The 13,313-nt window shown below is 56.3% G+C and carries 11 protein-coding genes and 1 tRNA gene; 9 read left to right on the plus strand and 3 right to left on the minus strand.

Annotated features, from left to right (window positions below):
- Genes A372_RS0117915 through A372_RS0117940 form a run of 6 tightly spaced genes read left to right on the plus strand, consistent with a single transcriptional unit; the run spans window position 1 to window position 6,100 of the window.
- Window positions 1–1,095 carry a hypothetical protein gene (locus A372_RS0117915; RefSeq protein ID WP_019422259.1) on the plus strand — a complete coding sequence of 365 codons (1,095 nt, stop codon included), beginning with the start codon at window positions 1–3 and terminating at the stop codon, window positions 1,093–1,095.
- Entirely contained in the window at window positions 1,092–2,267 is a 1,176-nt protein-coding gene (locus A372_RS0117920; protein ID WP_019422260.1) for a radical SAM protein, read from the plus strand. Before A372_RS0117915 ends, A372_RS0117920 begins: the two co-directional genes overlap by 4 nt.
- Window positions 2,268–2,295: 28 nt before the next feature.
- A complete protein-coding gene (locus tag A372_RS34240) occupies window positions 2,296–3,351 on the plus strand; it encodes an ABC transporter ATP-binding protein (protein ID WP_019422261.1) in 1,056 nt (351 codons plus the stop codon).
- Window positions 3,305–4,210, plus strand: a complete 906-nt coding sequence (locus A372_RS0117930; protein WP_019422262.1) for an ABC transporter permease — start codon at window positions 3,305–3,307, stop codon at window positions 4,208–4,210. The genes A372_RS34240 and A372_RS0117930 overlap by 47 nt, the downstream gene beginning before the upstream one ends.
- 6 nt (window positions 4,211–4,216) lie before the next feature.
- The gene (locus tag A372_RS0117935) at window positions 4,217–5,050 is read left to right on the plus strand and encodes an ABC transporter permease (RefSeq protein ID WP_019422263.1); all 834 of its coding nucleotides are present in this window, start codon (window positions 4,217–4,219) and stop codon (window positions 5,048–5,050) included.
- Between the two features lie 39 nt (window positions 5,051–5,089).
- Window positions 5,090–6,100: a hypothetical protein gene (locus A372_RS0117940; protein WP_019422264.1), complete on the plus strand. Its 1,011-nt coding sequence runs from the start codon at window positions 5,090–5,092 to the stop codon at window positions 6,098–6,100.
- A gap of 645 nt (window positions 6,101–6,745) precedes the next feature.
- Here A372_RS0117940 and A372_RS0117950 read toward each other — a convergent pair.
- From A372_RS0117950 to A372_RS0117960, 3 genes are all read right to left on the minus strand, one after another.
- Window positions 6,746–7,951, minus strand: a complete 1,206-nt coding sequence (locus A372_RS0117950) for an MFS transporter (RefSeq protein ID WP_019422266.1) — start codon at window positions 7,949–7,951, stop codon at window positions 6,746–6,748.
- Window positions 7,952–8,156: 205 nt separating this feature from the next.
- The gene (locus A372_RS0117955) at window positions 8,157–9,002 is read right to left on the minus strand and encodes a WYL domain-containing protein (RefSeq protein WP_019422267.1); all 846 of its coding nucleotides are present in this window, start codon (window positions 9,000–9,002) and stop codon (window positions 8,157–8,159) included.
- On the minus strand, window positions 8,971–10,302 hold the full coding sequence (locus A372_RS0117960; protein WP_019422268.1) for a helix-turn-helix transcriptional regulator: 1,332 nt from the start codon (window positions 10,300–10,302) through the stop codon (window positions 8,971–8,973). The genes A372_RS0117955 and A372_RS0117960 overlap by 32 nt, the downstream gene beginning before the upstream one ends.
- A gap of 171 nt (window positions 10,303–10,473) precedes the next feature.
- Here A372_RS0117960 and A372_RS37475 point away from each other — a divergent pair.
- The 3 genes from A372_RS37475 to A372_RS0117975 all read left to right on the plus strand — a co-directional run bounded on the left by A372_RS37475 (window position 10,474) and on the right by A372_RS0117975 (window position 13,263).
- Window positions 10,474–10,550, plus strand: a tRNA-Ser gene (locus A372_RS37475).
- Window positions 10,551–10,918: 368 nt separating this feature from the next.
- The gene (locus A372_RS0117970) at window positions 10,919–12,412 is read left to right on the plus strand and encodes a TROVE domain-containing protein (RefSeq protein WP_019422270.1); all 1,494 of its coding nucleotides are present in this window, start codon (window positions 10,919–10,921) and stop codon (window positions 12,410–12,412) included.
- A gap of 44 nt (window positions 12,413–12,456) precedes the next feature.
- Window positions 12,457–13,263, plus strand: coding sequence for a nucleotidyltransferase domain-containing protein (locus A372_RS0117975; RefSeq protein ID WP_019422271.1), 807 nt, complete (start codon window positions 12,457–12,459; stop codon window positions 13,261–13,263).
- The last annotated feature ends 50 nt before the right edge of the window (window positions 13,264–13,313 follow it).

Below are 13,313 nucleotides of genomic sequence, written 5' to 3' on the forward strand. Positions count from 1 at the left end.
ATGCAATCCGCTTCACCCGTTACGATTCTGACGTCGGGCAATTCGCTCGGCGCTTATGTGCCCGGCATTCGGCTGCAGGAGCGGCTCCGGCGGCGCGGCATTCCGGCGGAAGCCGAAGTTCTGGAGCGCCTGTTCCCAGAAGAGGTGCGGCGGAAGCTTGTCCGCACGAAGCAGGCATTCCACAACAGCTTCGGCGCTGCCTTGATGGGAACCCGCCTCGCGCGCGACATCGGGCCAGTGCTCGACACGGAGGCGGTCGAAGCGCTGCTCGAGCGGTGGCAGGAGCAAGGCCGGCGCACGTTTCTGGCCATGACGGGCTTCTGGCTGCCCGTTCTGGAGCAATATGGCCGACGCGTGCACCCGGATCCCGTGCGCGTGGAATTCCTCCGGCTCGATGCGATCGATACGCCGTCGTATCGCGTATATCGCGATACGTATCAGCGCTTCCGCCATCATTGGCTGTTCCGGCTGGAGGGGGAGGACCCGGTCCTCCACTATCGGCTGGCCATGTCGGATGAGCCGCTCGTGCCATATGCCGAACGGGAGGAGCGGATCGTCGTTCATGGCGGCGGCTGGGGCATCGGCACCTATCGCAGCGCAATCACCGCTCTGCAGGATCGGTTTGCGCTCGACCTGGTTGCCTATCAGCCGGAGGAAGCGGGCGGGGCACGCCCCTGCGACCGCATTTACATGACCGATCCGGATTGGCATCCGTGGTCGGATGAACCGGAGCAGCGCGATCAGGCCGCCTACCCGCCGACGGCGGAATGGAAGCCAGATGAGCCGCCCATCTATGAACGGGGCACGGATGGCCCGCGCTTGTACGGCGCCATCCGCCGCAGCCTCGCCATCGTGAGCAAGCCGGGCGGCGGCACGCTCGTCGATTCGCTGTCGGCGGCGACGCCGCTCGTGTACCTCGAGCCGTTCGGCGAGCATGAGCGCGCCAACGCTTTGCTATGGGAGCGGCTCGGCTTCGGCATCGCCTATGATCGTTGGGCCCGGTCGGGCTTCGCTATCGGCATATTGGACCAACTGCACAATAACCTGAAAAGACGTGCGCTTTCATTATCTGATTACGGAGGGATGTTTCCATGACGCAACCGAAGACAAGCGCCACGCTGACACCGGCAGAGTTCCGTTCCTTGAAGCAGACGCTGCACAACATGAGCGCAGCGAGCCGCGGCTTGAAGCAAGAGCCGTCCTTTGCTTTCGATTTGCCGCGCGATATCGGAATTAAGCTCAACAACGGCTGCAATTTACGCTGTAAGCACTGCTTCGAATGGAATCCGGACGGGTACCATCATGAATTCGAGCGCCAAGAGGCGCGGAGGGAGATTGATTTTTCCCTGATCGAGCAAATCTTCGCGGAGACGAGGCCGTATCGCTCCCGCATGTTTTTGTGGGGCGGAGAACCGCTCATGTACTCCAAGCTCGACGAGCTGTGCGAGCTGCTTGCGTCCGATCCGCGCATCTCCACCATATGCTCGAATGCGGTGCTCGTCGAACAGAAGCTGGAGTCACTCCTGAAGCTGCCTGAGGGCGTGACCCTGCTCGCTAGCCTGGAAGGCTTCGAAGCGGAGAATGATGCCATTCGCGGCCGCGGCATCTTCCGCAAGGTCATGTCTGCCATCGAACTCCTGCTGGAACGGAAGCGTGCGGGCGAATTCAAAGGGGACGTGTCGATCAGCCTGACCATTAACGACGCGATGGTGACCCGGCTGTACGATTTTATGGAATATTTCGAATCGGTCGGGGTCAATTCCGTCTACTTCGTTTTTCCATGGTATATCCCGAATGAAGTGGCCGAGCGGATGGACACGTATTTTGCCGAGCGCTTCGGCTGGCTCGAAGCGGCGCAGGATCCCGGCAAGAAGAGCTGGCACTCGTTCACATACCACCTGTCGCCGGAGAACATCGAGCCGCTGGTCGCCGAGATGGAGAAGCTGCGTTCGCGCGTGTGGAAGAACCGCATCCGCTTCCAGCCTGCACTGGAGCCGGACGAGGTGCGTGATTTCGTGCTCGGCACGGATCGCCCCGGCATGAGGCGGACGGAATGTCTGGCGCTGTCGACGCGCATGGATGTGCTGCCGAACGGCAAGGTGAACCCGTGCAAGTTTTTCCCCGAGTTCACGATCGCCGACCTGCGCGAAGCCAGCTTGAAGGACGTGTTTCACGGCGAGGGCTACAACAAGCAGCGCGAAACGCTGGCCTGCGGCTTGACGCCGGTCTGCTCCAAGTGCGTGCTGCTGTACAATAACGGAGCCTAGCCGCTGCGTCGGGAAGGGGGAAGCTGCGATGAGCGCCATAACGGTACGTGATTTGAGCAAGACGTTCGCCTATTATCGCAAGCAGAGCGGCCTCAGACATTCGCTGCGGAACTTGTTCCACCGCGAGCAGCTGTACCGCCATGCCGTCGCCAATATTTCGTTCGACATCGGTCAGGGCGAAGCGGTCGGATTCATCGGACCGAATGGAGCGGGCAAGACGACGACGCTCAAGATGCTGTCAGGCATCCTGCACCCGTCTGCAGGGGAGGCGCGGGTGCTCGGCTATGTGCCATGGGAGCGCCGCCGCGAGTTCAAGCGCCGCTTCGCGATCGTGATGGGCCAGAAGAGCCAGCTCTGGTGGGATCTGCCGGCGAACGAATCGATTTACTTGAACAAATGCATTTATGGAATCGACGAGCGCGAGTACCGGATGACGCTGGACGAACTGGCTGAAATGCTTGATGTGAAGCATCTGCTCGGCGTGCAGGTGCGCCGCTTGTCGCTCGGCGAGCGCATGAAGATGGAGATCATCGCTGCGCTCATTCATCGGCCGAAGCTGCTGTTTCTGGATGAACCAACGCTGGGGCTGGACTTCGCCGCTCAGCAGAACGTGCGCCAATTCCTCAAAGCGTACAAGGAGGAGAAGCAAGCGACCATCTTGTTAACGAGCCACTACATGCGCGATATCGAGCACGTCTGCGGACGGGCGCTCGTGATCCATGGCGGGCAGATTGCTTATGATGGGAAGCTCTCCCGGATGAGCGAGTCGTTCGGGCGCCGCAAGCGGATGAAGGTGCGGTTCGCCGCATTCATTCCGCCGGAAGAGCTGCATGAGCTCGTGCGGCTGCTGGCGGTTGTCCGCACCCACGACGGCTTGACGGCCGAGCTGGAGGTGTCGGCGGATGAGGTGAAGCCGTTGGCCCGGTTGCTGATTGATCACGACCTCGTCGAGGATTGGACGGTCGAGGAGGTTCCTGTTGAGGAAGTGATCGAGCGGCTGTATAAAGCGAAGTTTGGGAATGAAGGAGAAGGGGACGATGGAGAAGCACCCGGAACGCGGCAGCGGCATGCGCAAGAGGGATAGCGGTGAGCCGGGCAGCATGCAGCCTGAAGCTGGCGCCGTGTACAGCAAGCGATCGCGCAGCGGCAAATACGCCGCCGCGTTCAAAATTGGACTGCAGGCATCGCTTGAATACAGGCTTCAGTTCGTCATCGGACTCGTCAGCCTCGTGTTCCCTGTCGGCATACAGTCTTTGATCTGGACTGCGGTGTACCGCTCGTCTGCCCAAGACGTATTGTACGGATACGATTACGGCCAAATGATACTGTATACCATTCTGTCGGGCATCGTGGCGAAGTTCGTCATGACCCAGCTGGAGCACACGATCGCGGAAGATATTAAGAGCGGCGGACTGAACGCTTATCTCGTGCGCCCAGTCAGCTATTTTGGCTATCGGCTCAGCGCCTATGCGGGGAGCCGGGTCGTGTCCGACAGCGTGCTGATCGTCTTGGTGACAGCGGTGCTGCTGATCGCGATCCGTTATGGGCACACGCCGTTGTCACCGGTTCGAATCGGACTGTTCACCGCGGCCCTCGTGCTTGCGGCAGCGGTGCAGTTCCTGCTGTCGTATGCGATATGCGCGCTGGCGTTTCGGCTGGCGGAGATTTCGTACTTCTTCGTCATTACTGGACTCGTCGTGCAAATCTTAAGCGGAGGGATGGTGCCGCTCGAAGTGTTTGGCGAGACGCTGAATGGATGGTTTAATCTGCTGCCGTTTAAATATACGATTTATTTCCCGGTCAACGTGCTCAATGGCCGGCTGGCTGAGGGCGAAGCACTGACAGGCATCTTCATCCAATGCGGTTGGATCGTGCTGCTGGCCGGAGCCGCGCATGCGGCGTGGCGGCTTGGCTTGAAACGGTACGTCGGGTTGGGAGGGTGATGTTCGATGAGCACCGGATTGCTTGCAAAATGTCGCGCAGCATTAAACAGAGGAACCGATTATGTGCGGCTATATGGCGTGTTCGTCAAGAACTGTCTTTCTGCCGGCATGGAATACCGCTTTAACTTCTGGATGGGCATTGCGGTCGAAATCGCCTTTCTATGCGCCAAGGCGCTGTACATTCTTATCGTGTATCAGACCGATTTGCATATCGGCAAGCTGACTCCAGACCACATCCTGCTGTTCATCGGCACCTACACGATGATGACCGGCCTGTACATGGGACTGTTTTATGTTAATTTTATCCGCCTGCAGCAATACATCAGGGACGGCACGCTCGATCTGCTCATGACGAAGCCAGTCTCGCTGCAATTTCTCGTCTCGCTTCGCTACGTCGACATTGGTTTGCCCGTGCCCAATGTCGTAGCCGGGGCGATGATGATCGCCGTCGGCTGGCATCGATCTGGCCTGCCGCTTAACGGAAATATCGCAGGCTTTGCTGCTTTGCTGCTGGCGGCCCTGGCCGTCACATACGGGATTATGCTGCTGCCGGCCTTGCTGGCCTTCCGCTTCGTGCAGACCGGGGCAGTGACAGAAATCGCGCATTCCATCTGGGATGCGAACAATATGCCGCTCGATATCTTCCCGCAATGGCTGCAGCGCATCGGCGTGTACATCATCCCTGTGTTTCTCATCAGCAACTATGCGCCGAAGTTCGTCTTGAACGAGCTCGCCATGGGGGATATCATCTGGGCGGTCGCAGCGCCCGTCTTGCTGTTCGTGCTTGTGAGATGGTGCTGGAAGCGAGCCGTCCGCAGCTACAGCAGCGCCGGCAGCTAGATGGTGCCGAATTGGATACGGAGGAAGGAGATCGTCATAGTGGATACAACAAAAGAGAGACTGCGCTATGAGCACAGCTTTTTCAATTGCCGGAACATTCAATTGTCCCTTGCTTTGCAGGACTGGGGGATTCCTGTCGAGCTGCTGTATTACAATGCGTGGGAGAGCACGAGTGACATTTACGAGCATTTATATGTGAAAAAGTCGAAGCCGTGGTTCTACGCTTCCCCGTGTCTTGAACCGGCGGAGCTGGAGTTCATTGGAGTTCCATTCGAGCGCGTGCCATATACGTGCTATGACGATATTGCACCGCTCTTGAAGGAGGCGGATTCCGCCACACGCGCTATCTTTCTCTGGGTTATTTGCGGTGAAGTGCCCTATGCGAGGCCAGAAAAGTTCGGCAGTCCAGAAGCGGAGCACTCCATTTGGATACGCGGGTGGGCTGCGGAGGAACGACCGGGTGTGTCTTTGGGTTATTACGTGTGTGATATGTATCCCGAATACGAAGGGACGGTATCTGAGGAAGATATCCGGCGAATGTGCGAAGACCCGCGCATCAGGGAGGAGGACAGGAAGGCGTTCATCCTTAGGAATCGGGAGCAGCCGGAAACCGTAGACGTGGAACGGATAATGGAGCGTTATACCGACCGAATGAGAGTCTTAGAGGATGATCTGTCCTTCTATGACACGGTATGCACATTCGCGGCGAGCGGCGATGCCGGGTCATTCGCTGACCTGACGGAGCTGTACGATTGTCATGCTCATGCCTTCAAGTTCATCGCGGGCTCGCGCTATGTATTCTCCTGCTTCGTGGAAGCGGTGGAGGGCATAGGCGAACGGGCGCATCTGCTGCGGGACATCGCACGCAAGGCGGACGCGCTGAAAAATGTCTTCCTGATGGCCGTCCACAGCGGGCGAGCAGATGCCAAGGCCATCATTCGGATGTGCAGCGGGCTCCAGAAGCTGGAGTATCAATGGAAGAACAGCGGGCACAATCGACTAAATTGCCATCTCCCGAATCTTTTGACATCTGCTCCTATAAGCAACTGATCTCGTGAATCTGCTGACTGGAGGGGAGAATAAAGCCAGCATTGTTTTGACGGGACACTGCAATTCGAACCGCAGAAAATGGAGACTATCGAATCTAACGGTTCGGAGAAGGTATGTCTGTTCCATCTCTTGCCTCACTCTCCCCTTCATTCAGTATGGCAACTGCCCTTGCCTTGTAAGAGGGAAAACATATTGACTGACTTCTGTGCAATGGTCCTTATGTCCATTCTCCCCTGCAGTCAGGAAGGGGAACAACGAGGGTAAGGCACATGCCGTTTCGTGAACTATGGCATGAAGCGGCCGCTTCTGATGGCAGTTAACCAGAATCGTCATTGGGCATGCTGCCTCCTGATGGCAGTTAACCAGAATCGTCAGTCATTGGGCATGCCGCCTCCTGATGAAAGGGGAGAGTGAAGCAAAGAGCGGAAGGAGCGACTCCCATTCAGTCTGCTCGAGCCACTGCACGCCTGCGAAGAGAGGGGGGCTGTTGTTTTCGGACCGCCTGCTTACTACGAGAACAGGCCTTGATTCTCTATGTTTGTAGAGAATCAAGGCCTTGTTCAGTACCCTCGGATTGCCTCGGTTTTTTGCTATCGCAGCCATACGGTCGGCGGCGCTGTTCTCACCTAATCCACTGCACCGCCATCACATGCCGCGGCTGACCGTAGCAGGCTGCTGCTTCGCATGCCGCTGCGACCAGTATCCAAGGCTCATCGTGCCGAGCAAGAGGATACCGGTCACCCAAAAGACGGCGTGAATCGAAAACACGCCGCTTATAGCGCCTCCCACGAGCGGTCCCAGCATGCCGCCAAGCTGGCTTGCGGTCTGGTTCAAGCTGAAGGCGCGGCCGCGGAACTCGCTTTCCGTCGTGCGGACGACGAGACCGTTCAACGCCGGGAACACGGCGCAGAAGAAGATGCCGTACATGAACCGGATGATGGAGAACCACCATATGTTGTGGAACGGAATTTGGAGCAGTGTCCCAATACCTCCGGCCAGCAGGCCGATTAACAATATTTTGTGAAATCCGACCCGGTCGGCCAGTTTCCCCCAGCGGGGGGCGAACAGGATGCCGGCGACCCCGACCAACGAGAAGACGAAGCCCGCAGCCAGTGAAGCATCCTTGGCCGAAATGCCGAGCTCTACAATGTACAGTGGCAGCACCGGTTCAATCGTCATGACGGAGAACTGGGTACAGAGCGTCAGGACGAGCACGATCATAAACGGCCTGTTATGAGCCGCCAGACTAATCGTGTGCACGATTGAGCCGCTGTCCTTGCTTGGCACGAAGGATTCCTCCTTGACCCAGAAAATAATGAGCATCGTCGCAATGAAGCAGAGCACCCCCGCGCTGCCGAAAGCGATCCGGTTATCGAAAATTTTCGACAACACACCGCCCAGCATCGGCCCCATAATGCTGCCGGTTGCGGTAGCTGTGGATATCATCGACAGCGCATAGCCGACCTTTTTCTCCGGAGTATTCGTGCCGACGAGCGCGATGGAGCCCGGAATGAAGCCGGACAGCAAGCCCTGCAGCAGCCGCAGTACGAGCAGCTGATACGGACTGGTGACGAACGCGGTCAGGAGATAAATGACACACAGTGCCAGCCCTGCCCGGATAATCATCGGCTTGCGGCCGTATTTGTCGCCGACGGCGCCCCAGAAAGGCGATGCGATGGCCCCGGCCAGAAAGGCGCTGCTGAACAAAATCCCGGACCACAGCTCGATATGGTCATTGACGCCGATCTGGATCAGGAACAGCGGCAGGAACGGAATGACCATCGAGAAGCTGGAGGATACGATGAATGAGCCGACCCATAGAATCCATAAATTTTTCTTCCATGTTTCCATTAGATCTTCACTCCCCATATTTAGACCGAACACTTTAGACCTAAACTATTATACAGCAATCTTCATTCTTTTTCTCCTCTGACGCTGTAATGGAATGATATAATCCTACAAAAAAAGCCTGTTGTTACGGGAAAAATGGATAGAAAAAAAGGCTCCTTCCTATAATTCAGAAGAAAGCCTCGTTGTTAGCTTGAGCTATCAAAAATTACACACGCTGCTCCTCTCCGTGCAGCTGTTCGTGTTCTTCGCCGATCCCGTATCGCGCGAGCGCCTTGGCCGCACTTTCACGCATGCGGCGCTGCAATTTTTCGCCTTCGATGATGCGCACCCGTTTGCCGAGGAAGCGGATTTTGGACAAAATATACTCGCATTCATCCCCCATAAATGTAAGCCGGATCCGATATGTATCTGTGTCATCGAAGTATTCCACTTCCTTCTCGAAGCACGAGAACGCGTACATAATGCGGGACAGTTCCCGGTTGTAGATCCGTATCACTTCGATGACTGCATGCTCTTTGCGGGAATCTATGATGGCGGCGATCTTGCTCAGCAATTCCTCCGCTCGTGCAGGAGGAATCTCCTCTTGCTGCACATCTGCGATATTCCGCAGCCTCGTCGACATGAACATATGACGGCGCGGATGGTACCAGAGCAAGTACCACTCCCGCTTGACCATGGAATATTCCAGCTTATAAGGGAATCCGGATTGCTCGTGCTGCATGCCTCCGTGCTTGAGCCGATACGAGATGCGGCTGCCTTGACGCTCTGCGATAATACGGCGCAAGGGGCGCAGGAGCGGGTGGTATACTTGGCGCTCGACGCTGGCTGCCTTTTCCATGACATGCTCCGCGATATCGATGTCCGCCTCAGCTTGCAGCACGGCCGCAAGCTTCGCCATCGTCTCCGGCGTGAACGCTTCGGCTGCCGCAGGATGGTCCAGCATCGCTCTTAACCATGACCGTTCGTGTGAAGTGACGGCGAACGCGCCGGACTCTTCCAGCCGCGACATAATCTGATAATTAAAAATCTTCTCGAACAGGTTCATCGTCATAGTACGATTGAATCTCCTTCCACTCGTCGATCAGCTCCTGCCGGAGCTTCAGCGGCTTCAACACTTCACAGCTGGAACCGAAGCTGCGCAGCCAGGGTTTAATCTCCATCATCCCGTTCACCGTGATTTCATATAGGAACGAATCGTTATTTTCCTCGACGATGCGTCCCCATTGGCCTTGCAGCAGCACCCGCTCTTTGATGAAGTTCGTGCGAGCGCCTTCCGGGTTATAGAACCGCGCTCGCACCCTTACCGGATGACCGGTGTCGACGAGCCAGCTGTGACGCGTTCGCTCTTCGAGCTCCTGCAGCTTGCGGGTGAACAGTTCTTCAGGCACGGCTTCGCCTGCTTGAACTTGAGTCAGTCCTTCCATCCGGTATTTCATGAGCCCTAGCCGAGAGGTGTGGCCGAGCAAATACCATCTGCCGTATTGATGGTCATAGACCACCTTCAGCGGCAGCACGCTTTCTTGCTTCCCTTGCGTCTCGCGTTGGAAGAGCGGATTCGTGTTCTGGGAGGCGTACTTCTTCCGCGCCTTGGGCGAGAAGTAGAGGAACGACAGCTTGCGGCGCTCTCGTATCGCTTGCAGCAGTGTATACAGATGCGCCTCATCCAAAATGCGCGAGTAATAATGATATTTGTACAGAAATGGTTCCGCCGTGCTGGCGTCCATATCCTTCAGCTTTAACGCCTGTTTCAAATTATCCCTGAGGATATAGCCCTGCACGGAAGGCACCTGCGTATTCGCCATGACATCGACGAAGTCGTACAGGTCGATCAATTCGTCATCCGTCAGTTCGTTGACAATATCATGGCGCATCGAATACCGATACGGCCGGCCGCCCTTCATTTTACGAATGACGCCGATGTCCTCCAAATATTTCAGATCGGAACGAATCGTCTTTTCGTCCGGAAGCGGATATTCTTCAGGAAGCTGGCTGCTGCAAGCGTCAATCAGCTCCATCGCGGTCTTCGCTTGCTCCTGCAAAGCTGCCAAGATAACCGACAAACGATAGCTTTCCGATTCCTTCAACGATTTGGCCCGGAACAAGAACAGCAGCATTGGGTACGCCGATTCATAATAATTGAAGCGCAGTGTCTCTGCGAACTCCTGGCCCTGATCTTGGGGGAGCTGCTGATATACCGTATGTACGATTTCCTTCAGGCGCCGAATCGTCTTGTCGAACGTATGCACCGATATGCCCAAGCGCTGCGCAAATTGCTGCCGGCTGTAAGCGCCGCTGGTCAGCACGAGCATGCGCAGAAACTGGATTTCTTTATCGAAGCTCTCTTTTGCCATGGGAGGAGCCTCCTTTCCGGTCCTTTCAAGACTATCTTCCATTTTAGCAGGGGAGACATATGGGGGAAATGAAAAACTTTTTCTCATGTCGTAATACTTCCGCCATGTTCGCGCCTTCGAAAATGAGCGAAGATAAGGACGTGAAGCCGACACCTCAGGTGAAGGCGGCACGGCGGTCCATGAGGCGCATGGACGGGTTACTTCGCCTTTTAAGCGACAGGTCGTTGGTTCGAGTCCAACTCCCGCCACATATGGCGGGATAGCTCAGGTGGTAGAGCAGTTACGTGCCTGTCCGCCCAACTTCCTCATGGATCGTCTCCAAAAAACAATATCGTGAAGCGAGGCGCTCGAAAGGGATCCTTCGACTTTTATGGGAAAAGTAATGACGGTGTCCACCGGTTCGTCCGGAGCATCATGTGGCCTTTTCACTCTTTTCCTCGCTTCTGTTATTAACTTACATGTAAATGATTGAATCCGGCGAGGCGCCGGGGAGGGTTCCTTCGCACAGAGCGGCCATCTAAGTTTAATTGGGCATTATGGCAGGTTCGAATCCTGCATACAACCTTCCCCCACTTTCCTCGCCGCTTATTTCTATGAACTAGGAGGCTGAACAATCATGAGCTTTGCACGAAAATTGTTTTCGGCCGTGAAGCCGACGACAAGAAACAAAGACGGTTATCCTGCATATACGTGTTCTGCGGAGGAGCAATATCTGCAGACGCTTTTGACGAATACAATGGGCAATACATTTTATGCGGATCGGAACGAGCTGCTGGAGGACGCAGGGCAGATGCATCTGGAGATGGCTGATCGCAATCCGCAGTTCATGGCCAAGGCGCTTGTCTATGCGCGCAATGAAGGCTACATGCGCCTGCAGCCACTGTATGGGCTGGCCGTGCTGTCGTATTACCGTCCGGATTTATTTGCGAAGGTGTTTCTCAAGGTGGTGCTCATCCCTTCCGATCTATCTGACTTCCTCACCATCCTGCAAGGCTTGGGTCGCGGGGAGGGCGGACGCGCCGTGAAGCGGCAGGTGAACCTATTCCTCGCCGGCGTATCGGAATATTGGGCGCTCAAGTATAATGGTCGCGGCCGCGGGTACAACCTGGGCGATGCGATAGCCACGGCTCATCCGAAGCCGGCCGACCTGAAGCAGCAGGCGCTGTTCCGGTATTTGCGCGGGCATGAGGCGAATCTCGCCTTGCTGCCGCAGGTGGAGGCGCTGGAGAACTTGAAGCGCGCGAACACGGAGAAGAAGCAGCTCCGCTGGATCGCGCAGGGAAAGCTCCCATATTCGACCGTGACAGGTGCAATCAAGCCTACAAAGGCGATATGGGAAGCTTTGCTGCGTCAAATGCCTGCGTTTGCGCTGCTGCGCCACCTGAATGCGCTGCTCCGGGCGGGCGTGTTCGAGAGCGAAGCGAACTTGAAGTATGTCGTGCAGCGGCTGACCGATCGCGAAGCGCTGGCTAAGGCTAAAATATTGCCGTTCCGCTTCGCCCTAGCTTATGAGCAGGTCGACCATCCTGTACTGCGCGACGCGCTGCGTGAGGCGGTGGAGCTGACCTTCGGCAACTTGCCGGAGCTGGGCGAGCAGACCGCGATCTTCCTGGACATCTCGGGCTCGATGAGTGGGGAATACTTGCGCATCGGGTCGGTGTTCGCGCTGGCATTATATAAGAAAACGCAAGGCAACTCGCTGTTCTGGCTATTCGACACGAAAGTGTTGGACGCTAAGCCGTCGCGGCATGACAGCATCTTGACCCAGGCGGAGCGTATCCGAACCCGCGGGGGAACCGATACCGGAGCGCCGGTGCGGGAACTTCTCCGGCAGCAGACGGAGGTCGACCAGATCGTCATTATTACGGATGAGCAGCAGAACAGCGGCAGCCCGTTCTATGAGGCGCTATCTGCTTACCGCGCGAAGGTGAATTCAGAGGTGAAGGCTTTCATCGTGGACATCGCGCCTTATCGCAATGCGATGGTGCCTCCGCAGGATCTGAACACACACTACATCTATGGATGGAGCGACAACGTGCTCACGTACATCGCCCAGACGGTGCAGGGCTACTCGACGCTTGTTGAGCGCGTGAAAGCTGAAGAATTATAGCAGCACAGAAACGCAACTCGATAACATAAATAGGAGGGACGACCATGTCCGATATTAAGCAAACGATATGGCAGGAGCTTCGGCAAATTGAGCGGCAGGAGAACGTGCGTATCGTGTACGCCTGCGAATCTGGAAGCCGGGCATGGGGATTCCCATCGCAGGATAGCGATTACGATGTCCGCTTCCTGTATGTCCGGCCGATGGACTGGTATTTGTCCATCTTTGATCACAGGGATGTCATTGAGCGGCCCATCAGCAACCAGCTTGATATCAACGGCTGGGATGTGCTCAAAGCGCTGCGGCTGTTCCGCAAGTCGAATCCGCCCTTGCTGGAATGGCTGCAGTCACCGATACAATATGAGGAGACGTATTCGGTCGCAGAGCAGATCCGAAGACTGTCTCCACTCGCCTTTTCGCCGAGATCGTGCATGTGCCATTACCTCAACATGGCGAAGGGAAACTATCGGGAGTATTTGCAAGGGGAGCGGGTCAAAATCAAGAAGTATTTCTACGTGCTCCGTCCGATACTGGCGTGCGGCTGGATTGAACGGCATAACGCGATGCCGCCGATGGAATTCGACGTCTTGGTCCGCGAGCTGCTTCCGGACGGCAGTGATCTGAGGGAAGCGGTGGAGCATTTACTGGTGCGGAAAAAGTCTGGGGAGGAACTGGACTTCGAGCCGAGAATACAATCCATTAATGAGTATCTCGAAGAGCGCATCAAGCATTATGAACGGACGGCCTTGAATCTAAAATCAGCTGAAGGCCGGCAACATCAGGAACGGAGTCTGGATGATCTGTTCCGCTCGGCGTTGCGGGAAGTGTGGGGGCATAGTGGGGATTGGCAGTGACTGAAGCGATAGCATTGCTGGAAGACAAAGCGCGTAATAACGGCAGATAG

The organism is Paenibacillus sp. OSY-SE (assembly GCF_000283315.1).
In the GTDB taxonomy this organism is placed as follows: domain Bacteria; phylum Bacillota; class Bacilli; order Paenibacillales; family Paenibacillaceae; genus Paenibacillus_B; species Paenibacillus_B profundus.